This is a genomic window from Pseudoalteromonas sp. PPB1, assembly GCF_015356275.1.
GTDB lineage: Bacteria > Pseudomonadota > Gammaproteobacteria > Enterobacterales > Alteromonadaceae > Pseudoalteromonas > Pseudoalteromonas rubra_D.
This window is the reverse complement of sequence record NZ_JACEQV010000003.1, coordinates 60,312-81,444: the sequence shown is the minus strand read 5'-3', so window position 1 is coordinate 81,444 and position 21,133 is coordinate 60,312. Positions and strand designations below refer to the sequence as shown.

Here is a 21,133-nt window from a genome sequence, read left to right as displayed (position 1 = left end):
TGCCTAATGAGTATTTGATAGAGGCGTGCTAGCGCAGGAATGGAAAATCAACGCTTTCATGTACTATTTCAAAAGACAATCGGTCGGCAAACTTTGCTTGTACCGCTTTAATTTTGTGGAATCCTGGTTGCTGCTGGGGCCCTCCACCGATCACAACTTCAATAGACTGGCCAGATAATAAGTCGAAGAGTTGATCTTTGGCTTCCTGGCCCAGATCTCTGCCCTGATATACAAATTCCCCATTGGGGATAGCCTCATCTAATGAAAAAAATCGCTTGTCGAAGGCGTTGGCTTTGGTTTCAATCAGGTTGTCGATAGAAGCGCGCAGTTTGCTCTCCACCTTGTTTTCTACATAATCACTAAGAACTGGAATACTTAGTCCGAGAAAGCTCAGTTTGGCATCTATGTGAATATTTTGAGGTGAGACATTTAAGTTATCTGCTCTGCCTGTGGCCAGGTTATAATCGGCCGTTGCATCAATGCGGCCTATAGTGAGTCTGAGCTTACCTTTGACTATCCAGCCCGGGATGCCTTTCACTCTGACTTCCCCTGAGCTATTAAGCCCAAAACCGCCTGCATATGCAGTCACCTTGCCATTATTTGAGGGAGATATTTTAACACGCAGATCTCCGGTGATATCTGCATTTAGCTTACCTACTTTGTAACCACTTTTGATACCTGCTTTAATAGACTCAAAAGCCGACTGTTTTGCGTCATTAATCAGCGCATCCTTTCTTTCATAAATTTTGTTTAGTACTGAGCGCGTTTTGCCTAATGGTACTGCTTTACATACTTCCAAGTCGTTTTTGTATTTAACTCTGACTGTATCACGTTCAGCGTAGTCATAAAGACCAGATCCAAGCCATGACCAGGTGTCTGCATAAAAGTCGCAATCAGCGACATCAACTACTTTTGCTTGTGAAAGCGGCGCTACCGATAACAACAGAGCGCCAGATAGCACTATAGCTGAGAGTTTAGTTTTCATTGATATTCCTTGTAATAGTTTACGGTTGTTAAATAACTAATTAAGAAATGGCATTAGACTGACTTCGACTTTATAGCCCTTCTGAGGTATGAATTAACGTCGAGAGTTTTACTAATACGAATCTAATTAGTAAACAATAAACTAACAGTAAAATGTAATTGATATCAATTATCATTTTCATTAAATTGTCTGGAGGTTGTACGTGACAAGATAAAGGGGCGATTTTCCCCTTTATCTTGTTGAGGAAGACTTAAAGCCCCTGATTCATTTCTGTGAGCTTATTGCCCACAGGCACAGAGAAGTTGTAACCGTCAAATTTGTCCCAGTTAATTGACCAGGTCATCACACCGCCGAAAGCGGGATAAGGCTGGCTGGGCGTAATCGTACCGCATTGCGTGCCTTTGGTCAGACAGTCCAGTGCCGCAATGATATTGGCAATAGGTGCCTGGCCTGAGTTGGCCGATTGCGGACCTGAGGGTAGCCCAATGGCAACCTGATCGTCTCTCAGTGGCATAAAGCGACTGCCATCGGCAAGATCAAATCCTTCAATTAACATTTTTGCGTGGGCGACCATCATGTTGACTGAGCCTTCTGGTGCGCTGCCTGGCTCGTATGGGTTAGGCAGTCCACCGTTGTTGTAGAGCTGAACATGTAGCAAATCCAGCGTGTCTCTGAGTTCGTTGATCAGTGGAATATACGCGCCCCAAATACCGGAGTAGGCTATCATGCCCCCATGTACATAGGGGTGCTCAGGTGCCATGGTTAAGACCATATCTCCGCCCATATTCTGCTCTATCTGTTTAATTGCCCGGGGTAAACGAGCCTGTATCTGAGAGCCGTGTAACAGGTTTGAGCCACTTTCAAGGTCAATATCCAGGCCATCAAATCCCCATTCCTGAATAATCGCAGTGAGACTGCTGACAAAATTCGCTTCATCGGCATCTGTATTCAGCGTAATGGTGCCTTCAGCGCCACCCAGGCTGAGCACAAAAATTTTGCCCTGCGCCTGTAATGCCTGCATATCGGTCTTAAATTTTGCGGGATCAATGGGCGGGCAGTTAGAGCGAATGTCTTTTTCAAAAGGTTTGAAGTGAACTGTACCATTAGAGGAGCGGTCGTTTTCTGCAAAGGCAATGTCGATGATGTCCCAGGCATCGGAGATCTGATCCAATGGAATAGGGCAGCCGGCCGGGTTAACAAAGTTGTGCCAGTAGCCAATGAGTTTATGGGTTTTGCCAATCGGCGGCGTAATGACAGTGACAGTGGCGGCCGGGCTGCTTGCTGTATCTCCCGATGTGCTGGTCGCGGTTGCATAGATACTGTGTTGTCCAACGGTTGCTGGCGCGTAGTTAAACTCATAAGGTGCCTGAGTATCGCTGCCAACTTTTACTCCATTGGCATAAAAATCGACCATCGAGATCTGACCGCTGAGCGCCTGAGCGTTGGCTTTGATAGAAATGGTATTACCCAATACATATTGAGTACCCGAAGTTGGGGCGGTTAAATCAACGACCAGTGGCTGATCGGTAACCGTGACCTGGATAGTTTGTTGGCTCTGGTTGCTCTCGTTGTCGGTTGCAACAGCACTGAGTGTAACTGGCCCGGTGTTACCTGGCGTCCACTCAACAGTCAGTGCATCTTGCGCGGTGCTGCCAAGTAAGGTTTGATCAGCAAATAACTCTAATTGCGAGATAGTCCCGTCTGCATCGGTGGCACTGACGGCTATCTGTGTCGGCTGGTTGCGCAGCAAAGTGGCATTATCGTTAGGCTGACTAAAGCTAATTTCGGGCGCGATCGCACAGATCCCCAAATCGCTCCAGGCGTCCTGCCAGTGTTGACCTATGCCGGGCTCGTAGGCCCATGCAGCACTGGAGCTGCACCAGCCAGCGATATCGCAGCGGTATTTGCGATTATTATGTGCCACCAGCTCACCACTTTGATAGCTTTGGCCAGCTCGATAAGTGCTCAGGCCTGCACAGCCGCCTGAGCTTGCAGCACTCACCTGAATGGTCACACTGGCTTCAGCGGTGGCGCCTTTGTCGTCTTGTGCAATGACTCTGAGCTGTTTGTTGCCGGGGCTCACGGTCACAAAATCATGACGAAAAGGTGGGGTATTGAGCGTTGCCAGACGCTGAGCATCTCGCCACATTTCGACCTGCACAACCTGGCCATCGGTGTCAGTGGCCTGCACGGCAAGGCTAACGGTATCGCCAACTTTAAATGCTTGGTTGTTTGTCGGTGTATCAATGGTGAGAGCGGGGGGAACATTACCGCTGTCATCCCGCACTGTGATGTCAGCCGTTGCGGGTATACTCAGGTTCCCTTTGGCGTCTACTGCCACTGCGCTCACTGTGTGCATACCCAGCTGTGCAGACCAGGTAAGCTGATAAGGAGGCTGGCTGAGTATACCGATGCTGATGTTGTTGACAAAAAATTCAACCTGGGCAAGGTCACCATCCTGATCACTGGCATTTGCGGAGAAAACAGCGCTGTCATTTTTGTTCAGCACAGCACCATTTGAAGGACTTACTAAAGTAACCACCGGGGCGTTGCCGTTGATGCACTGGCCAAGTTGTCGCCATACGTCAAAGGTATCTGAATTATTCGCGGGTAGTTCATTTTGATTGAACCATTTTGCTTCATAAGCTTGAGCCTGAGCACGCACCTGATCCCCTTTACGGTACACCGTTGAACTGGACCATTCGGCCAGAGCGCTGCAGTCATAGTTGGCTGTATCGCCCTGGGCCCAGCTGTGTACTGCAATCATTTGCAGGCCTGCGGCACAGCATATCTTCATTAACTTTCTTGTGTTCATAGATCACTCCGTTTTACATGTTGTATGTTTTGTAGACAAAACATTGACAGCATAGAGTGAAAAACAACCAGGATCAATCAGCGGACGTATGCTTCTCTTTGATTGTGACAACTCGCTGTGGAAATGGGATCTCTATGTTGGCGGTCTGGATTGCGGTATAAATGGCTCCGTTGATAGCCAGTTTATGTTCGATGATTTGAGTGGTCGGCACCCAGTAACGGTAGCTGATCAGGACGGCACTGTCGCCAAATGCTTCAATGCCAACCTGAGCTTGTGGGGTGTCTGCGACCGCTTCATGGTCCGCCAAAATATCATTTATAATCGTAATTGCTTGCTCGGCGTTGGCGCTATAAGCGATGCCAATTTCTCCTTTCACCAGCGAGTGAGCGAAAGAGTTTTGCATAATTTCACCAATGATGTGCTTATTGGGGATGGTGATTTCGACCTTTTCCTCATTGACCAAAATGGTATGACCCAGCTCAATGCTTTTTACCTGACCACACACGCCTTTAACAGCGATAGTATCGCCCACCACAAACGGTCGGGTCGCAATGATGGCTAATCCAGAGCCGTAGTTAGATAACATGCCCTGAACTGCCAGACCAGCCCCCAGTGAAGCCGCACCGATTGCGGCAACAAACGGGGTCACACTGATCCCTATTTTACCCAGCGCAATGATAGTGAACATAATAATGAGCAGCACTTTGACTACGTTGCTGATGAAGTTTGTCAGTGTCACATCAATATTGTGTTTGAGCATCAGGCGTTCAGTAGCTTTAGCCAGCTTTTTAGCCAGCCATAGACCGAATAGTAAGATCACCAGAGCACCAACTAATTGCATACTGTAGGTCACCAGGTAATCTCGGATCAGCACGTAGTAGTGTTCAATTTGTGCAATTTCTTGTTCTATCATGCTGTGCTCCTGCCTTGTCGTTATGATATGTGTGAGCGCTTATCGGTTGATGACATTGGGGTTTCTTTTAGTTTAGCTGATTATGCCCTGTAACAGCGTAAAAAGCACTGGCACCCAGCTCGCTGTGATCACGGCACTGATTATCATTGCTGCGGAGGCAAAAGCTCCGGCGGCAGGGTGATATTCCATTGCCGCGGCTGTCCCGATTGCATGACAGGTCACACCGAGTGCTACGCCTTTGGCCTGCGGTTGTGTTACGCCGGCTAAAGTGAGCAGTGCTAAGCCAAATACGCCACCCAGCACACCAATGAGGATCACCATGATGGCGGCAACCCCGGGAATGCCGCTCAGTGTGTCCGTCACAATCAACGTGATTGGGGTAGTGACTGACAAAGCCATTAATGACGCCATGAGGGGTTCAGGTGCCGCAAACCATTGACAAAGCATGAAGGCGGTTATTGTTGCACAGGAGATCCCCAAAAAGCTGCTGAGGCTAATGAGTATCAGATACGGTCTTATCGCGTGGAGCTGCTGATAGAGCGGTACGGCAAGGGCAACTACGGCTATCTCCAGAAAGAAACTGATTGGTGTCGTCGCGTTACGGTAGTCAATATAATCAATGTTGCTAAGCAGCAGAGCGGCGCTGATAAGCACAATACAGAGCAGCACGGGGTTGAGCATGGGTGAGCGCCAGCGATGATTGACGCGTCGCATGATGGCAAATAAGACCAGCGTGAATGTGCAGCCCATTAGCATATTAATCATAAAATCTGCCCTGGCTGGCCAGTTTGCCTGCTAGTAATAAGCCCAGTGTGGGTACCAGGATGAGCACACTTATCAACAGCCAGGCATATTGGCTGAATATTGCCAGATAGTTTATCAACCCAACACCCGCAGGTATAAAAAACAGGGCCATATACTTTAAAATAGGGTTGCAAGATGGAAGTAAATACTCACTCCTTAAAAGGCCACCTTGCAATAATCCAAATAAGAGTAACAGCCCCAGCAAAGGGGCAGGCAAGTTCAGTGCAAAGCTAGCAGTGATGAGTCTGGCAGCCCAAAGGCATCCAATCAGAATAGCCAGGGATGCGATAAATCTAAGAGCAATCATCATAATAGACACGTTCGTGATTAAGCCTTGCGTTATTCTGGATGCAATCTGTGACGCGCACAATGCGACCTTATTACCATTTGCCTCTTGGACGATAGGGCCTGGCTTGTTCCGTTTGACGGCCATTATGCATCGCAGTGCGGGTATTTTTCGACAGTAACAACTTAATCTGATACCAGGTTTCCTGCCACAATAGCTTACGCCGAGGCGGATGATAAGCATGATTGTAAAGGTGTTTGATGGCCGCCAGCGCATCCGGTGATATGTGCGCCAGTTGAGCGAGCCGCTGTTTTATCGTGTCCAGCGGATCGTCGCTGATTTGCGTTATGAGTCCCAGCTCATAAGCTGTGTTGGCATCAATACGTTGTGGATTGGAAGCCAGCCAGAGCGCCTGATCATGACGTATAATACCGGGCAGCATTATACTGGTACTCATGTCCGGGCACAGTCCCCAGCGTGCTTCCATAATGGCGAACTGAGCATCGGGTGACACAATGCGATAGTCTGCTCCCAGTGCAATGTGTAAACCCCCACCCAGGCAATTACCACGGACTAATGCAAAAACAGGCACGGGTAGGGCGCGCCAGCCCAGCGCAACGCGCTGTACCAGATTCGCATTACCTGGCAGCCATTTACTCAGTAGTGAGACGATGTTGCGGGGCTTTTTCATGACCGCACTGACATCCAGGCCAGCGCAAAAATGCGCACCCTGTCCCTGCATCACAACAGCGCGCAATTGACGGTCTCGTTTGAGTGTGTGGATGATGTTATCCAGTTGCCTGAACATCTCAAAGGATAACGCGTTTTGTTTTTCAGGCCGGGCGAGGGTGACCCAGGCGATGCCGTCAATTGTCTCTAACTGGACCATATCTCTTTCCTTTTGCTGCGTACTCTTATTCTTTTCGTTGTGCAGAGCTAGCATAGAGTATTTACTTTAATGGTGCCACTGTTGTCCTGGATACTCTGAATAGGTCAATTTACCTGTTTTCATGCATTTGGGCGACATTTTTGTTAAAACTAACTAAAAGCCGTAGCCTTGTAAATTTGCAATTTGCTACTATACCCCTCAATTTTGACAGACGAGGTGATGTAATGTCTGCACGTTTAAGTTCTATCGAAGAAGCAACGCAACAAGCCTATGATATTTTCCTTGAGCTGGCCGGTGATAACCTGACAGCTGAAGACGTTGAGTTGTTCGACAGCCAAAGTGAAGAATTTGGCTTTATTGAAGACAGTGTACCGGATGACAGCTGGCATACTTTGGTTGCTTATGACCAGGAGGCAGAAGCTGAGCACTTTATTCAGGTGAGTGTTGGCCTGGAGGAAGCGCAAGGCGATGTCATTTTTGCCAAAATTCTGATCAGTCGGGACCTGGATGCGCCTTTTTGTCACATTGTCTGGAAGCAGTAAGAGAAATCAGTGCAGTGAAACACGCCACCTTTTTCCTTGTCTGTGCTGGGCTATTGCTTAGTGCTGAAGCTTTGGCCGTCGATCCGTTTGAAGACTTCCATAAATATGGAGAATTGTCGGAAGAAGAAATCCACGCACTTCATGAAGGAGAGTTTTTGTACGGTGACGTTGAGTTTGGTGTTTTGCTCAATCGAGGGAATACCAGTAATACCGCGTTTAAACTTAAGAGTAATCTCTATCAGGATTTTAAATACTGGCGTAACCAGTTTAAGTTTGATGGCGCTTATCGTCGCGAGGTTGACCCAGACACGAACATAGAAGATGAAACGGCATCCCGTTATTTCATTTCCGCACAGGGTAACTATAAAATAGGGCAGAAGAATACGTCTTTGTTTCTGTACGGCGACTATGAACTGGATAAGTTTAATGGTCGAGAATACACCACAACTCTTGTTACCGGTTATGGTAAGCGTGTCTTCGAAGGGCGCAAAAACACCGTTGATTTAGATATTGGTCCGGGTCTGTCTATGTACAGGCGAGACGATGAAACTGAGTTAGAGCCTGATCAGGAAAGAGTTGAGCGTGGTCACCTGTTGCGCGCTGCATTGCAGTGGGAGCGCACCGTTTCTAAACGCACGCGATTTAATCAGGACATCAGTTATGAAAGATCCATGTCGGGTCTGGGCGCACGTATTTTTTCAGAAACAGCGTTGATCAGTCAGGTCATGGGCGGTGTTTCTATGAAAGTTGCTTATACCTACCGCTATCATTCTCAGCCTGAAGAAGGCAAAGAAAAAGTGGATAGCGAAATAGGTGTGACACTCGTTTATAGTTTTAATTAAGGTATGTAGGTGCATGTATAAAAAGACGCAATGGTCTTGGATAATTTGGGCATTTCTGGGCTGGTTTGCCACTTTTGTTGCCATGGCAATCTATTTGTTGGGCCACAATGCACTGCTTTATGGGTTCATTGGTATTTTGCTACTGATTGGTTACTTGTTTTACGGACTTACCGTACAGGTAGATAAAGCGCAGCAGACCGTGAGCTGGTGGTTTGGTCCCGGCATACTCAAGAAATCGGTTAAGGTTACTGAGTTGCAGTCATTCGCGCCCGTGACTAATTCGTTTCGCCATGGCATTGGTGTCAAGATCACGCATGATGGCTGGGTGTATGCTGCGCATGGCTTCAAAGCCATTGAGTTTGTGCTTGAGGATGGCTCACAGTACCGTATTGGTACTAACGACCAGGAAGGCGTGCTTGCAGCGCTTGAGGAGATCAAAAAAAGCGCCAAATAGGCGCTTTTTTAGTGTGTTGGTGCGTGAGTGCTAGTGCGCACACCCGCCCTCGCTGTGGACGTGACCATGCGCCAACTCTTCCGCTGTTGCTTCACGAACTTCCAGAATTTCCACATCAAAGTTTAACGTGATACCGGCAAGAGGATGGTTGCCATCAACAATGACATCGTCGCCTTCAACGCCAATCACGATCACCGTTTGTTCACCGTCGTCTGTGGTGGCACGAAACTGCATGCCGACCTCTACTTCCATGTCCTCGAACATGCTTTTTGGCACAGCCTGCATTAAATTATCGTGACGTTCACCATAGCCATTTTGTGGCTCAACAGACACGCTGAGTTTGTCTCCAGCCTGTTTGCTCATCAGTGCCTCTTCCAGGCCTGAAATCAAATAACCCGTACCCACGATAAACTCAAGCGGTTCATCATCAAAGGTGTTGTCTATGCTGTTGTCATCATTGTCCAACACAGCGTAGTGCATTTTTACAACGGTATTCGGGGCAATCTTCATAATCTTTCCGCTTAATTATCTTCTAAAGAGTAGGGAAGAGGCTGAATTTTCAGCTCAACTCCCGGGTGCGTTTTGCAACGCAAAACTGCTGAGTCAGTCAGGTCGTTGGCCATCACTGCCAGCGCATAATAGTCTTGACCGACGCTGTCGTAGGCCTGATGGATCACTTTGCCTGCCCGACGCCAGTTGTCCCCTTCCAGTTGGACCTCAAGTTCTGATTCCTGTGGATGCGCGCTGGCCTGGCCCTTTACAATATAAAGAGCACGTTTATTTTTGCCCAAATAACGCATCCGGGCCACCGTCTCCTGACCAGTATAGCAGCCTTTCTTAAAGCTGATCGCGCCCAGCGCTTGTAGATTTACCATCTGAGGTACGTATTCATCGACACTGGTTTCACCGAGTTGTGGTTCTCCAGCCAAAATTGTGGCACTGTCAAACGGGGTGGGGTCAGTGTGCAGTGCAACACCTTGTGGTAATGTGTAGCCATGTTCGACAATCAGCAACAGGCGCTGGCCATCTAGTTTCAGCGCTTTGTTATTATCACCAAATGTACAGGCGTTGGATTCTTGAGCAAAGGTGAGCCCTAACAGGTCGCACGTTTGGCACATGTCATCAGTCAGTATACCAACACCTGATGGTGCGTTATTTCAATATCAACCTTGGCGAACACACCATATTTTTTGAGCTCCCGACAGGAAGCGTCGGTCTCAGCCTGAGATCCGAGTAGCAGATAGGCATCGTTTAATTTACTAAGCCTGAGGGTTGCCCACAATTTACCTTTCGGGCTGCAATGCCCGGCCCAAAGGAAGTTATCATCCGTCAGCAGGTTGAGATCCTGGGTGACCTGGCCATGCAGGTAACTTAACTTATCGGCGCCGCTTACAGAGATCAATTGTAAACTAAGAGGATATGCATTTGCTTGTGCCATCTTATTGATCCTTGTTGAAGAATTTACCTAATATTACCGCAAATCTTGCGACTGAGATAGGCGCGAAGGGCGCGATTATTGTTTCTTCACACAGTTAACGCGCACCGCAGGATACGTTATAATCACTGTGACACAATAAAATTTAAGGGTATGTGGAAATTATGGCTGAGTTGTATTCAAAGGCTCGTACAAAATGGGCATGTCGCCGTGGCATGCTGGAGTTGGATATTTTGCTGGAGCCTTTCGTTGATGAAGCGTACGACCAGTTATCTGAACAAGATAAGTTGGTGTTTCAACGTTTACTGGAAGTAGAAGACCCCGATTTATTTGCCTGGTTTATGGGCCATGAAGCCTGTCCATATCCGGAGCTGGACACTATGGTAAAGTTTGTTCTTGACCGGGTCCGCGCTTAGTTTTTATTTCCAGCAAAACACACCTGACCACAAAGTAATTGTGGTCTTTTTTTGTTGCCTATTGGCTGTTTTGGTTATCGTGACGCCAACACTTTGGTGGTGGCATTTGGCAACATGTTTTCTGGGGTATCGCTTTGCCAGGCATACGATGAAACACTATTTCGTACTGTCAGGCCAACTGGGGATATTACCAGAACAAGGCACACTCATCGTTTCTGCCGAGCAGCAGCGTTGGCAGGGACAACTCAAGTCTGTGCGTCTATACTTTCACTGTTCGTTGCTGTTGACCGTTCAGACAGATAAAGGTACTCGGCATATCGGAATTATGCGTCACGCTATGCAGGAAGAATACTGGCGACAATTATGTCGCCAGGTGTTTTTGATGGTGTGAGGTATTACCAAGCGAAGTGGCTCAGCCTACGGGTATCAATTGGACTCAGACTCGCGTTTTGCCTCTTCTGAGGTCAGGATAGTTGGTTCTGTGGTCTCAGCACTGTCTGGGAAGTCCAGCGTATAGTGCAATCCTCGGCTTTCCTTTCTGGCCAGCGCACTGCGAATGATCAGCTCAGCCACCTGAACCAAATTACGCAGTTCGAGCAGGTTATTGCTGACCCTGAAGTGAGAATAATACTCCTGAATCTCTTGCTGTAATAATTCAACCCGACGAAGTGCTCGCTCCAGTCGCTTAGTTGAACGAACAATGCCTACATAGTCCCACATAAATAGTCTGAGCTCATGCCAGTTATGGGTGATCACGACTTCTTCATCTGAATCACTGACCTGACTTTCATCCCATTCTGGCAATTCGGGTGGCTCTGGCTGAATGTCTATTTTAGCGAGTATGTCTTTGGCTGCGGCATGGGCAAATACAATACACTCAAGCAACGAGTTACTTGCCATGCGGTTGGCGCCGTGAAGCCCGGTATAGGCTACTTCGCCGATGGCGTATAAATTGCTGATGTCGGTCAGGCCGTTAAAGTCTGTCATGACTCCGCCACAGGTGTAATGTGCCGCCGGGACGACCGGGATCGGTTCTTTGGTAATATCCAGACCGACGCTCAAACATTTAGCATAAATAGTCGGGAAGTGCTCTATGATAAAGTCTTTGTCTTTGTGAGAGATATCCAGATAGACGCAATTGGCACCCAGGCGCTTCATCTCGTAGTCGATAGCGCGAGCGACAACATCACGTGGTGCTAACTCTTCCCGATCATCAAAATCAGGCATAAAGCGAGTGCCATCAGGGCGTCTCAGCAGAGCGCCTTCTCCACGCATTGCTTCTGTGATCAGGAAATTCTGCAGCTCAGGGTGGTACAGGCTGGTTGGGTGAAACTGATTGAATTCCATGTTTGCTACACGGCAGCCGGCGCGCCACGCCATGGCGATACCATCCCCACTGGATACGTCCGGGTTAGAAGTATAAAGATACACTTTGCTCGCGCCACCGGTTGCCAGAGCAACAAATTTGGCAGTGACCGTTTCGACTCGGTTGGCACGGCGGTTAAAGACGTATAAGCCATGAACGACTTTTTGACCTGAGGTGCTCTGAGTGATCAAGTCGATTGCGTTGTATTGTTCCAGTAACAGAATATTTGGATGTTCCTGAACTCGCTCAATCAAAGTAGATTGTACTGCTTTGCCGGTAGCATCAGCGGCGTGTAGTATACGGCGGTGACTGTGTCCCCCTTCTCGGGTGAGGTGGAAACGCTCCCGTCCTTTACTATCAAACTCCATATCAAATGGCACGCCTTGCTCAATTAACCACTTGAGGCATTGCTTGGCATTGGAAGCCGTGTAATGCACTGCTTCTCTGTCACAGAGGCCTGCACCAGCGGCCAGAGTGTCATCAACGTGTGATTCTATGCTGTCATTCTTCTTATCAAAGACCGCAGCTATGCCACCTTGTGCGTAGAGGGTTGAACCTTCACGCAACTCGCCTTTACTGAGCACAGTGACGCGGCATGTATTTGCAAGCGATAAGGCCAGACTTAATCCGGCTGCGCCGCTGCCGACGATAATGACATCTGTTTGGTGTTGAACTTGTTCTTTCATGTTAGTGGGTCTTAGCTAATTAAACCTGTTATTCTGCGTGTTTTGATAATTCTGCTATGCTTAGCCCAGTAAGGCTGCTAGCTGACATATTCAACACCGAATACGTTTATGACGTGACAATACGGGGTATTTTAAAAAAAATATCAAAAAAACAGAACTTTTTATTCAGCACTTAGTCAGAGTAGCTGTAAAAGATGGCAACAATGCGCGACAATGTGTGTGAAAAACAAGTAATAACAAAGAGGAGTACCGGCTCGAATGAGCGAGCAGGATTTAGATTTAGAGATAGTTCGGCGTGTTCAGCAAGGAGATAAAAATGCGTTCAATTTGTTGGTTGCCAAATATCAGAACAAAGTTGCAGCATTGATCTCGCGCTACGTATCCAATTCGGGCGATGTGGCCGATGTAGCACAAGAGGCCTTCATTAAGGCGTATCGGGCTTTACCCAATTTTCGGGGTGACAGCGCATTCTACACTTGGCTGTACCGAATTGCGGTTAATTGCTCGAAGAACTATCTGGTGGCACAGGGGCGTAAGCCGCCTGCCAATGATGTTGATGCTGAGGAAGCAGAGTTTTATGACGGAGCAGAGCAATTAAGGTCTAATGCTTCTCCGGAGAGCTTATTGCTAAGTGATGAGATCAAAGCGGTAATTTTCAGAACCATTGAATCGCTACCCGATGATCTCAAAACCGCGATCACGCTACGCGAGATCGAGGGCATGAGCTATGAAGAAATCGCCGTTGTGATGGATTGTCCGGTAGGCACTGTCAGATCGAGGATTTTTCGAGCACGTGAGGCCATTGACAATAATATTAACCCACTCATAGGTAATAGTAGATGACGCAATCAAACTTTAATGTCAAAGACGGGCAAGTAACATCCAGTATTTTTGATGCCGAGCAGGCACTGGATAATGCCAGTCAGGCACAGTTCGATGCAGATAAGTTTGCCCGTTACGCGCTGATAGGTGATGCGATGCGTAGCCAGCAAAATCAGGCACCTTGTATAGATATCACAGCCAGCATGGCTGATGCGCTGGCAGATGAGGTTACTTATGGCGAACAGGCTCCACAACAAGAGCCGCAAAAAGTACGTCAGGAAGATAATGTCGTTGCGTTGTCGAATTGGCGTAAGCCTCTTGCACAAGTAGCGATTGCAGCGAGTGTTTCTTTAGTTGCCGTTTTGGGCGTCAGTAATTATGCACCACAGGAACAAGCCAACGGTGATTTTCCTGTGTTACAATCGACCCCAGTCACCGGGTCTGTGTCGCCAGTGAGCCTCTCGTCCGAACCTGCGCTGGAAAGTGCAGAAAAAGGCTTAAGAGAGTTACAACAGCAACGTATTGGTGCACTGGTACTAGAGCATCAGCGCCAGTCCAGAATGGCACATGCATTGGCTCAACAAGCACAGGAAGAAAAAGAGGAACAAGAAAAGTAGATGAAGTGGCTTGCGTTACTACTGGGAGTGGGTCTGAGTGCCCAGGTTGTTGCCAGCGATATCATTAATGCAAAACAGCTGCTCACAGATATGTCTTCTGCTATTCAGGAGCGTAACTTTGATGCATCATTTGTGGTGGTAAAAGGCAAAGGTATGGAACCTTACCGCTGGCTCCATGGTAAAGTGGAAGACAGCGAACTGGAAATTCTTAGCCGACAAAATGGTGCTGGCCTTGAAGTGGTGCGGGTTGATAATAAAGTCACTTACTTTGAACCACAAACCCAACCTTATTCTATCGAAACGGACGCCATTGCGGGTCCTATTCCTGAAATTTTGTTTGGCGAGATAGGCAGCCTGTCAAACAGCTACGATTTTGTACTTGGCGGTAAAGAGCGTATCGCCGACAGGGCCGCACAGCTCGTTCGTCTGGTTTCTAAAGATGAACATAAATACAACTATTGGTTGTGGATCGATATTCAGTCTGCGTTGTTGCTTAAAGCTGCGTATGTGACACAGCAGGGTGAAGTGCTGGAGCAATTACAGCTCACTCATATCAGTGTAACGGAACAACCTGCACAGCCTTTGATAGAGTTAAGTAGCAAAGATTTCCCAATGCCGCTGGCTTCTCTGGCAGAGACAGAAAATACCCAAAAACTGCAAAATAATTGGCGTATAGGTTGGTTGCCTGAAGGCTTTAAACTGCTCAAGTCAGACCGACATAAGCTTGATTTAAATAACGAACTGGCCGATTACTTTTTGTTTTCTGACGGGCTTGTTGAATTTTCTGTGTTTGTGCAGAGGCCTTTGTCGGGACAAAGAGCCAGCGGTGCGCTCAGCTCTGGTGCAACCACGGTTTATGTTCACAACTCTGGTGCGTTTGATGTGTCCGTAGTTGGGAAGATCCCCACTATGACGGCCAAAGCAATTGCAGAGTCGGTAACGCGACCGTTATGATAGAACAAACACTCACGGTGTCACGTGTCGAGCCTGGTACCGTTTGGCTTGTTGCAGAGGAAAAACCAGCGTGTGCGGGTTGCAACGGTAAATGCGGCTCACAGATTTTTAGTAAGCTGTTTGGTAGCCATAAAAAAGCCTTACCCATTGCCTGTGAGGAGCCAGTTCAGGTTGGACAAAAAATGACCCTGACATTGGATGACAGCAAAGTGGTCGAAAATGCTCTCTGGGTGTATCTGTTACCGCTGGCAATGGCGTTTGCTGCCATGTTTATCACACATCTTTTTTTGCAGGCTGGTGAGCTTTGGCAAATACTGGCCACCGTAATGGGTGGACTCGTTGGCTTTCAAATCGCAAAACAGCGCACAAAAGCACTGCGCCACGACATCAAAGTGATAAAAATTTATCCAATTAGCCTTCCCCTAACGCAAATAGATGGTGATTGCGCCAAATAAATTGTAAAATCGGCGTTTAATCTCTATTTGTGAAAAACAGAAGTTTAGAATCCAGTATATGAAGCACATCCGTAACTTTTCAATTATTGCCCACATCGATCACGGGAAATCGACCCTTTCGGACCGCTTAATCCAGGTATGCGGCGGCTTAACAGATCGCGAGATGCAGCAGCAGGTGCTGGATTCGATGGACCTTGAGCGAGAGCGTGGGATCACCATTAAAGCGCAGAGCGTAACGCTAAACTACAAGGCTAATGACGGCGAGACGTATCAGCTCAACTTTATCGATACACCGGGACACGTAGACTTCAGTTACGAAGTATCCCGTTCGCTGGCTGCCTGTGAAGGCGCCTTGTTGGTTGTTGATGCCGGTCAGGGTGTTGAAGCTCAGACTCTGGCTAACTGTTATACCGCGATTGAAATGGACCTAGAAGTGCTGCCGGTGTTGAATAAAATCGACTTGCCGCAGGCTGATCCATTGCGCGTTGCTGAAGAGATTGAAGAAATCGTCGGTATTGAAGCGCTAGAAGCGGTGCAGTGTAGTGCTAAAACAGGTATCGGTATCGATGAGGTACTGGAAATGATCGTACGTGACGTGCCGCCACCCGAGGGTGAGCCAGAGCAACCTCTGCAGGCATTGATCATCGACTCCTGGTTTGACTCTTACCAGGGCGTTGTGTCATTGGTACGTATTAAGCACGGTGAATTACGCCGTGGTGACAAGATTAAGATTATGTCGACAGATCAGACGCACATTGCTGATAAAGTCGGTATTTTCACACCAAAACAAACAGAAACGGGTGTCCTGAAAACGGGTGAAGTAGGCTTTGTGATTGCCGGTATTAAAGACATCCATGGTGCTCCGGTGGGGGATACAATTACCCTAACTAAGGAACCAGCTGAGGAGCGTTTACCTGGCTTTAAGCGGGTTAAACCTCAGGTCTATGCGGGTATGTTCCCTATTTCGTCTGATGACTATGAAAACTTCCGTGATGCACTGAATAAGCTGAGCCTGAATGACGCATCTTTGTTCTTCGAGCCTGAGAACTCAACTGCACTGGGTTTTGGTTTCCGTTGTGGCTTCCTTGGCATGCTTCACATGGAGATTATTCAGGAACGTCTGGAACGTGAATATGACATGGATCTCATCACGACGGCACCAACGGTTGTATACGAAGTGGAAACGAAAGATGGGGTGATCCAGATTGATAACCCATCAGACTTGCCACCGGTGAATGACATCATCGAAATTCGCGAGCCGATTGTAGAAGCGAATATTCTGGTGCCGCAGGAATATCTGGGTAACGTCATTACTCTGTGTGTTGAAAAGCGTGGCGTACAGACCAAAATGAGCTACCACGGTAAGCAGGTTGCCGTGACGTATGAATTGCCAATGGCTGAAGTGGTCATGGACTTCTTTGATAAGCTTAAGTCGACCAGCCGAGGGTTTGCTTCTCTTGACTACAACTTTAAGCGTTTCCAGGCGTCGGACATGGTCCGTGTGGACATTCTGATCAACGGTGATCGGGTTGATGCCCTGGCGATTATTGCACACCGTGAGAATTCTCAAGGTCGTGGACGCCAGTTGGCAGACGCATTGCGTGAGCTGATCCCGCGTCAGATGTTTGATATTGCTATCCAGGCTGCAATCGGCAACCATGTGATTGCACGAACCACTGTGAAACAGTTACGTAAAAACGTCATCGCGAAGTGTTATGGTGGTGATGTCAGTCGTAAGAAGAAACTACTGCAAAAGCAAAAAGAAGGTAAGAAACGCATGAAGCAGCTGGGCAATGTTGAAGTGCCACAGGATGCTTTCCTCGCGATTCTTAAAGTAGGTAAGTAACAGGAATTATTATGGCAGGTTATTTTTCAGTATTTTTGGTGTTATTGACGCTCGGTTCGGGCTTGATTTGGTTAATCGATCACTTGTTGTATGCGCCCAAGCGTAAAGAGCGAATCGCATTAGCTCAAGGCGCGTCTGAGCAGCCGCTCGATGAAGAAACAATTGAGCAGATAGCACCAGTGCCTGCCATCACTGAAAGCGCCAAATCAATCTTTCCTATGATTGCGGCGATAACAGTGTTCCGCTCATTTATTTTTGAACCCTTCCAGATCCCGTCTGGCTCCATGATGCCGACACTGTTGGATGGTGATTTTATCCTGGTGCAAAAGTACGCGTATGGCATTAAAGATCCGGTCTGGCGCAGCCAATTGGTTGAAATAGATGACCCTCAGCGAGGTGATATCGCGGTGTTTAAATTCCCACTGGATGAGCGCATTGACTTTATCAAGCGTATCATTGGCTTGCCGGGCGATCGCATTGTGTACCGTGATCGTCAGTTATACATCAAGCCTCAGTGTGACGATGGTGAACAACAACGAGATGGCCTGGCGTGTGGTGAATTTAACAAGATCAATTTGGACATTGTTAATCGCGACGAATTTAAACAAGGCGCAATGCAAATGGTTCGTTTGACCGAAAGTTTGCCTAACGTGACGCACGACGTATTAGTCACGCCACAATTGCCAGAGCTGACAGAGCGTTATTATCAACAACCAGGCACGCGTCGTGACGAATGGGTAGTCCCCGAGGGGAGCTATTTTGCGATGGGTGATAACCGCAATAACAGTCAGGACAGCCGTATGTGGGGGTTTGTACCTAAAGAGAACCTGGTTGGTAAAGCGGTATTTATTTGGATGAGTTTTGATTTTGAAAATGGCCAGGACAGCGTTTTGCCTTCCTGGGTTCCAACAGGAGTTCGGTTTGAACGCCTAGGTAATATTCAGTAGCATGAAAAAAAACGTCACAGAATTATATAAGAAAATCGGTTACGAATTCACAGATCAAAGCCTGCTTGAGCAGGCTATGACACATCGTAGCCATAAGGGTCAGCATAACGAACGTCTGGAGTTTTTGGGCGATTCGATTTTAAGCTTTGTTATTGCAAATGCGCTGTATAAGCAGTTTCCAAAAGCGCGAGAAGGCGATCTTAGCCGGATGCGTTCAACGCTTGTGCGAGGGCAAACGCTGGCAGAGTTTGGTGTTGAGTTTGGACTGGGTGATTACCTCAGATTGGGTCCGGGTGAGTTGAAAAGCGGTGGTTATCGTCGAGAGTCAACCCTGGCAGACGCAGTTGAAGCGATTATTGGCGCGGTGTTTTTAGACTCAGACATCGAGACCTGTAAGACGTTGGTATTAAAGTGGTATGACTCGCGTTTGGCGGCAATCTCTCCAGGACATAACCAAAAAGATCCGAAAACTTTGTTGCAGGAATACCTGCAAGCACGCAAGTTACCGCTACCCGGTTATACTGTAATTGACACTAAGGGACAAGCGCACAATCAAACCTTTACGGTTGAATGCATTGTGGAAGGGATGGAAAGTATTATCTCAGTAGGCAGCTCTCGTCGTAAGGCTGAGCAAAAGGCCGCTGAAAAAGCACTAAAGATTTTAAAGAATGACTCCTAATACCCATTGTGGCATGGTCGCGATTGTCGGGCGACCCAACGTTGGTAAATCGACGTTATTAAACAAGCTGGTTGAACAAAAAGTCAGTATCACTTCGCGTAAACCGCAAACTACCCGACATCGCATCATGGGGATCCACACTGAGGATAACTATCAGGCGGTGTACGTTGATACCCCAGGCCTGCATAGCGAAGAGAAGCGTGCCATTAACCGTCTGATGAACCGAGCGGCGTCGAGCTCGATTGGTGACGTTGAGCTGGTGATTTTTGTTGTTGAAGGCACCTTGTGGACCAAAGACGATGAAATGGTGCTGAGCAAAGTTAAAGCCAGCGGCCGACCGGTTTTGGTGGTGATCAATAAAAGCGATCAGGTTAAAGACAAAAGTGAAGCTTTGATGCCGCACTTGCAATGGTTATCTGAGCAAGGTGACTTTGTGGGCATCATTCCAATTTCGGCTAAGCAAAATCGCAATGTCGATATGGTTAAAGCGGAAGTACACAAGCATTTGCCTGCATGCGAGTTTTTCTTCCCGGATGATTATGTCACGGATCGCTCAATGCGATTTTTGGCTGCTGAAATTGTGCGTGAGAAACTAATGCGCTTTATGGGTGATGAACTGCCGTATTCGGTCACGGTTGAAATTGAGCAGTTTAAATGGCTTGATAATGGCGTATGGCAGATCAACGCACTTATTCTGGTGGAACGTGAGTCGCAAAAGCGCATGGTGATTGGCAACAAGGGTGAAAAGCTCAAAGTCATTGGCCGTGAAGCACGTCGCGATCTGGAAGAAATGCTGGATAACAAAGTGTTCCTCGAGTGCTGGGTAAAAGTGAAGTCTGGCTGGGCAGATGATGAGAGGGCACTGCGTAGTCTTGGCTACGGGGAAGACTAATTGAACAATGACTTTCGACAGGCTTATTTGCTGCATCGCCGACCGCATAGCGACTCTCAGGTGATGCTCAATATGCTGGTCGAAGGGGTGGGTCAGCTGATGATGCTGGCCCGTATTAAAGGGCGTCAGGCGCTCAGACATAATGCACATCTCCAACCCTTCAGCCTGTTACTGGTTCGCTACAGCGGCCGACACGATTTAAAATACCTTAACGACATTGAGCTACATGCTCAGCCTATGGCTTTAAAAGGGCAGGTATTGTATTGTGGTTTCTACCTCAATGAACTCAGTGCACGGGTAATTCCGGTTAATGAACCACTGGAGTCGATATTCTCACTCTACCATCAGCATTTATTACAGCTTCATAGCCTCGTCGATAGTGCCAATAAGCACCAATTTGAACTGACATTGCGTAGCTTTGAGTTTCAGTTACTGGAGCAACTGGGGTTCGGGGTTGAATTTGATTGTGATGCCGATGGCGAGGCAATTAGTGAGACTGCCTACTATCAATATACCCGAGAGCTGGGATTTATCAGAACAGATGACAGACACATCGGCTTTTTGGGCCGGGTGCTTCAACAGATCGCTCAGCATGACTTTACTGATGATCAAGTCAGGCGTCAGGCGAAGGGCTTAAGCAGATATTTACTCAGGCCGTTACTTGGCCATAAACCGCTGAAAAGCAGAGAGCTATTTCAACCAAGGTAATAACAATGAAAGAAATATTATTGGGCGTAAACGTCGATCATATTGCCACATTGCGCCAGGCGAGGGGCACCAGCTATCCGGATCCGGCTCACGCTGCGGCAGTTGCTGAACATGCCGGTGCAGATGGGATCACCATCCATTTACGTGAAGACCGTCGTCATATCCAGGATAGGGATGTGTATGTAATGGCGAAGACCATTCAGACACGCATGAATCTGGAAATTGCAGTGACAGATGAAATGCTGGATATCGCCTGTGAGGTCAAGCCTGCTTATGTTTGTCTGGTGCCGGAAAAGCGTGAAGAGCTGACCACTGAGGGCGGTCTTGATGTGATAGCCAATAAAGAAAAAGTAGCTCAGGCCGTTGAGCGCCTTGCTGATACGGGTATCAAGGTGTCTTTGTTTATTGATGCTGATCCTAAGCAAATTGATGCTGCTAAAGAGACGGGGGCGCCTTATATCGAAATTCACACCGGTGCTTATGCTGATGCAGAATCAGATGCTGAAATGCAGGCTGAGCTGGAGCGGATCCGCACTGGCGTAAAATATGCGCATGGCCTGGGCATTGTTGTTAACGCGGGTCATGGTCTGCATTATCACAATGTGAAGCCCATTGCTGAAATGCCGGAAATCTATGAGCTCAACATTGGTCATGCGATTATTGCCAGAGCAGCCATTGATGGATTAGAAAAAGCCGTCAGAGATATGAAGCGCTTGATGCTGGATGCTCGCAGCTAATACCAATTTCACTTAATACCTGTTCAATTTGAAGGAGCAAATA

The 21,133-nt window shown here is 47.7% G+C and carries 23 protein-coding genes and 1 pseudogene; 15 read left to right on the top strand and 9 right to left on the bottom strand.

Translation table 11 applies throughout. The features are described 5' to 3' along the window. Nucleotides 1-28: 28 nt before the first annotated feature. The 6 genes from IY568_RS04215 to IY568_RS04190 all read right to left on the bottom strand — a co-directional run bounded on the left by IY568_RS04215 (nucleotide 29) and on the right by IY568_RS04190 (nucleotide 6,692). Nucleotides 29-985 carry a hypothetical protein gene (locus IY568_RS04215; RefSeq protein ID WP_194866847.1) on the bottom strand — a complete coding sequence of 319 codons (957 nt, stop codon included), beginning with the start codon at nucleotides 983-985 and terminating at the stop codon, nucleotides 29-31. Between the two features lie 250 nt (nucleotides 986-1,235). Continuing rightward, the gene (locus IY568_RS04210; protein WP_228553128.1) at nucleotides 1,236-3,800 is read right to left on the bottom strand and encodes an Ig-like domain-containing protein; all 2,565 of its coding nucleotides are present in this window, start codon (nucleotides 3,798-3,800) and stop codon (nucleotides 1,236-1,238) included. 73 nt (nucleotides 3,801-3,873) lie between these two features. Next, the gene (locus IY568_RS04205) at nucleotides 3,874-4,713 is read right to left on the bottom strand and encodes a mechanosensitive ion channel family protein (RefSeq protein ID WP_194866846.1); all 840 of its coding nucleotides are present in this window, start codon (nucleotides 4,711-4,713) and stop codon (nucleotides 3,874-3,876) included. Between the two features lie 72 nt (nucleotides 4,714-4,785). Beyond that, the gene (locus IY568_RS04200; RefSeq protein WP_194866845.1) at nucleotides 4,786-5,478 is read right to left on the bottom strand and encodes an LrgB family protein; all 693 of its coding nucleotides are present in this window, start codon (nucleotides 5,476-5,478) and stop codon (nucleotides 4,786-4,788) included. Then, nucleotides 5,471-5,827, bottom strand: a complete 357-nt coding sequence (locus tag IY568_RS04195) for a CidA/LrgA family protein (RefSeq protein ID WP_194866844.1) — start codon at nucleotides 5,825-5,827, stop codon at nucleotides 5,471-5,473. Before IY568_RS04195 ends, IY568_RS04200 begins: the two co-directional genes overlap by 8 nt. Nucleotides 5,828-5,897: 70 nt before the next feature. Further along, complete coding sequence (locus IY568_RS04190; RefSeq protein ID WP_194866843.1) at nucleotides 5,898-6,692, bottom strand: crotonase/enoyl-CoA hydratase family protein; 795 nt, start codon at nucleotides 6,690-6,692, stop codon at nucleotides 5,898-5,900. A gap of 224 nt (nucleotides 6,693-6,916) precedes the next feature. Here IY568_RS04190 and IY568_RS04185 point away from each other — a divergent pair, with 224 nt between their 5' ends. The 3 genes from IY568_RS04185 to IY568_RS04175 are packed head-to-tail and all read left to right on the top strand — an operon-like array spanning nucleotide 6,917 to nucleotide 8,530. Next, nucleotides 6,917-7,234, top strand: a complete 318-nt coding sequence (locus IY568_RS04185) for a DUF440 family protein (protein ID WP_125560122.1) — start codon at nucleotides 6,917-6,919, stop codon at nucleotides 7,232-7,234. Beyond that, nucleotides 7,210-8,076 (top strand): DUF481 domain-containing protein, encoded by an 867-nt coding sequence (locus IY568_RS04180; protein WP_416365154.1) that lies wholly within the window; start codon nucleotides 7,210-7,212, stop codon nucleotides 8,074-8,076. The genes IY568_RS04185 and IY568_RS04180 overlap by 25 nt, the downstream gene beginning before the upstream one ends. A 13-nt stretch (nucleotides 8,077-8,089) precedes the next feature. Continuing rightward, nucleotides 8,090-8,530, top strand: a complete 441-nt coding sequence (locus tag IY568_RS04175; RefSeq protein WP_125560124.1) for a hypothetical protein — start codon at nucleotides 8,090-8,092, stop codon at nucleotides 8,528-8,530. A 30-nt stretch (nucleotides 8,531-8,560) separates the two neighbouring features. Here the strand turns inward: IY568_RS04175 and IY568_RS04170 are convergent, their stop codons facing one another. Further along, nucleotides 8,561-9,040 carry an FKBP-type peptidyl-prolyl cis-trans isomerase gene (locus tag IY568_RS04170; protein ID WP_125560126.1) on the bottom strand — a complete coding sequence of 160 codons (480 nt, stop codon included), beginning with the start codon at nucleotides 9,038-9,040 and terminating at the stop codon, nucleotides 8,561-8,563. An 11-nt stretch (nucleotides 9,041-9,051) separates the two neighbouring features. Further along, nucleotides 9,052-9,968, bottom strand: a pseudogene (locus tag IY568_RS04165) (YgfZ/GcvT domain-containing protein). A gap of 161 nt (nucleotides 9,969-10,129) precedes the next feature. Here IY568_RS04165 and IY568_RS04160 point away from each other — a divergent pair. Both IY568_RS04160 and IY568_RS04155 read left to right on the top strand, forming a co-directional pair. Beyond that, on the top strand, nucleotides 10,130-10,381 hold the full coding sequence (locus IY568_RS04160; RefSeq protein WP_010382320.1) for a succinate dehydrogenase assembly factor 2: 252 nt from the start codon (nucleotides 10,130-10,132) through the stop codon (nucleotides 10,379-10,381). A 40-nt stretch (nucleotides 10,382-10,421) separates the two neighbouring features. After that, nucleotides 10,422-10,772: a protein YgfX gene (locus IY568_RS04155; RefSeq protein WP_323744717.1), complete on the top strand. Its 351-nt coding sequence runs from the start codon at nucleotides 10,422-10,424 to the stop codon at nucleotides 10,770-10,772. A 35-nt stretch (nucleotides 10,773-10,807) separates the two neighbouring features. On the opposite strand, the gene nadB is transcribed toward IY568_RS04155, so the two are convergent. Beyond that, on the bottom strand, nucleotides 10,808-12,433 hold the full coding sequence (nadB, locus tag IY568_RS04150) for an L-aspartate oxidase (RefSeq protein WP_194866842.1): 1,626 nt from the start codon (nucleotides 12,431-12,433) through the stop codon (nucleotides 10,808-10,810). 258 nt (nucleotides 12,434-12,691) lie between these two features. Here nadB and rpoE point away from each other — a divergent pair, with 258 nt between their 5' ends. Genes rpoE through pdxJ form a run of 10 tightly spaced genes read left to right on the top strand, consistent with a single transcriptional unit; the run spans nucleotide 12,692 to nucleotide 21,090 of the window. Then, nucleotides 12,692-13,276, top strand: coding sequence for an RNA polymerase sigma factor RpoE (rpoE, locus tag IY568_RS04145; protein WP_046006775.1), 585 nt, complete (start codon nucleotides 12,692-12,694; stop codon nucleotides 13,274-13,276). After that, nucleotides 13,273-13,872 (top strand): sigma-E factor negative regulatory protein, encoded by a 600-nt coding sequence (locus tag IY568_RS04140; protein WP_125560135.1) that lies wholly within the window; start codon nucleotides 13,273-13,275, stop codon nucleotides 13,870-13,872. The genes rpoE and IY568_RS04140 overlap by 4 nt, the downstream gene beginning before the upstream one ends. Then, on the top strand, nucleotides 13,873-14,826 hold the full coding sequence (locus IY568_RS04135; protein WP_125560137.1) for a MucB/RseB C-terminal domain-containing protein: 954 nt from the start codon (nucleotides 13,873-13,875) through the stop codon (nucleotides 14,824-14,826). Continuing rightward, nucleotides 14,823-15,281 (top strand): SoxR reducing system RseC family protein, encoded by a 459-nt coding sequence (locus IY568_RS04130; protein ID WP_125560139.1) that lies wholly within the window; start codon nucleotides 14,823-14,825, stop codon nucleotides 15,279-15,281. The genes IY568_RS04135 and IY568_RS04130 overlap by 4 nt, the downstream gene beginning before the upstream one ends. A gap of 58 nt (nucleotides 15,282-15,339) precedes the next feature. Then, complete coding sequence (gene lepA / locus IY568_RS04125) at nucleotides 15,340-17,127, top strand: translation elongation factor 4 (RefSeq protein WP_058795887.1); 1,788 nt, start codon at nucleotides 15,340-15,342, stop codon at nucleotides 17,125-17,127. Between the two features lie 11 nt (nucleotides 17,128-17,138). Then, nucleotides 17,139-18,074 (top strand): signal peptidase I, encoded by a 936-nt coding sequence (gene lepB / locus IY568_RS04120; RefSeq protein WP_138537545.1) that lies wholly within the window; start codon nucleotides 17,139-17,141, stop codon nucleotides 18,072-18,074. Nucleotide 18,075: 1 nt separating this feature from the next. Continuing rightward, nucleotides 18,076-18,753, top strand: coding sequence for a ribonuclease III (gene rnc / locus IY568_RS04115; RefSeq protein ID WP_010382304.1), 678 nt, complete (start codon nucleotides 18,076-18,078; stop codon nucleotides 18,751-18,753). Then, nucleotides 18,743-19,645: a GTPase Era gene (gene era, locus IY568_RS04110; protein WP_049864276.1), complete on the top strand. Its 903-nt coding sequence runs from the start codon at nucleotides 18,743-18,745 to the stop codon at nucleotides 19,643-19,645. The genes rnc and era overlap by 11 nt, the downstream gene beginning before the upstream one ends. Next, on the top strand, nucleotides 19,646-20,353 hold the full coding sequence (recO, locus tag IY568_RS04105; protein WP_194866841.1) for a DNA repair protein RecO: 708 nt from the start codon (nucleotides 19,646-19,648) through the stop codon (nucleotides 20,351-20,353). Between the two features lie 5 nt (nucleotides 20,354-20,358). Further along, nucleotides 20,359-21,090 carry a pyridoxine 5'-phosphate synthase gene (gene pdxJ, locus IY568_RS04100; RefSeq protein ID WP_194866840.1) on the top strand — a complete coding sequence of 244 codons (732 nt, stop codon included), beginning with the start codon at nucleotides 20,359-20,361 and terminating at the stop codon, nucleotides 21,088-21,090. Nucleotides 21,091-21,133 lie beyond the last annotated feature (43 nt).

Excerpts from the sequence above, each read along its gene's own strand:
- IY568_RS04215 (WP_194866847.1), bottom strand. The coding sequence starts at position 985 with ATGAAAACTAAACTCTCAGCTATAGTGCTATCTGGCGCTCTGTTGTTA.
- IY568_RS04210 (WP_228553128.1), bottom strand. The coding sequence starts at position 3,800 with ATGAACACAAGAAAGTTAATGAAGATATGCTGTGCCGCAGGCCTGCAA.
- IY568_RS04205 (WP_194866846.1), bottom strand. The coding sequence starts at position 4,713 with ATGATAGAACAAGAAATTGCACAAATTGAACACTACTACGTGCTGATC.
- IY568_RS04200 (WP_194866845.1), bottom strand. The coding sequence starts at position 5,478 with ATGATTAATATGCTAATGGGCTGCACATTCACGCTGGTCTTATTTGCC.
- IY568_RS04195 (WP_194866844.1), bottom strand. The coding sequence starts at position 5,827 with ATGATGATTGCTCTTAGATTTATCGCATCCCTGGCTATTCTGATTGGA.
- IY568_RS04190 (WP_194866843.1), bottom strand. The coding sequence starts at position 6,692 with ATGGTCCAGTTAGAGACAATTGACGGCATCGCCTGGGTCACCCTCGCC.
- IY568_RS04185 (WP_125560122.1), top strand. The coding sequence starts at position 6,917 with ATGTCTGCACGTTTAAGTTCTATCGAAGAAGCAACGCAACAAGCCTAT.
- IY568_RS04175 (WP_125560124.1), top strand. The coding sequence starts at position 8,090 with ATGTATAAAAAGACGCAATGGTCTTGGATAATTTGGGCATTTCTGGGC.
- IY568_RS04170 (WP_125560126.1), bottom strand. The coding sequence starts at position 9,040 with ATGAAGATTGCCCCGAATACCGTTGTAAAAATGCACTACGCTGTGTTG.
- IY568_RS04160 (WP_010382320.1), top strand. The coding sequence starts at position 10,130 with ATGGCTGAGTTGTATTCAAAGGCTCGTACAAAATGGGCATGTCGCCGT.
- nadB (WP_194866842.1), bottom strand. The coding sequence starts at position 12,433 with ATGAAAGAACAAGTTCAACACCAAACAGATGTCATTATCGTCGGCAGC.
- rpoE (WP_046006775.1), top strand. The coding sequence starts at position 12,692 with ATGAGCGAGCAGGATTTAGATTTAGAGATAGTTCGGCGTGTTCAGCAA.
- IY568_RS04140 (WP_125560135.1), top strand. The coding sequence starts at position 13,273 with ATGACGCAATCAAACTTTAATGTCAAAGACGGGCAAGTAACATCCAGT.
- IY568_RS04135 (WP_125560137.1), top strand. The coding sequence starts at position 13,873 with ATGAAGTGGCTTGCGTTACTACTGGGAGTGGGTCTGAGTGCCCAGGTT.
- IY568_RS04130 (WP_125560139.1), top strand. The coding sequence starts at position 14,823 with ATGATAGAACAAACACTCACGGTGTCACGTGTCGAGCCTGGTACCGTT.
- lepA (WP_058795887.1), top strand. The coding sequence starts at position 15,340 with ATGAAGCACATCCGTAACTTTTCAATTATTGCCCACATCGATCACGGG.
- lepB (WP_138537545.1), top strand. The coding sequence starts at position 17,139 with ATGGCAGGTTATTTTTCAGTATTTTTGGTGTTATTGACGCTCGGTTCG.
- rnc (WP_010382304.1), top strand. The coding sequence starts at position 18,076 with ATGAAAAAAAACGTCACAGAATTATATAAGAAAATCGGTTACGAATTC.
- era (WP_049864276.1), top strand. The coding sequence starts at position 18,743 with ATGACTCCTAATACCCATTGTGGCATGGTCGCGATTGTCGGGCGACCC.
- pdxJ (WP_194866840.1), top strand. The coding sequence starts at position 20,359 with ATGAAAGAAATATTATTGGGCGTAAACGTCGATCATATTGCCACATTG.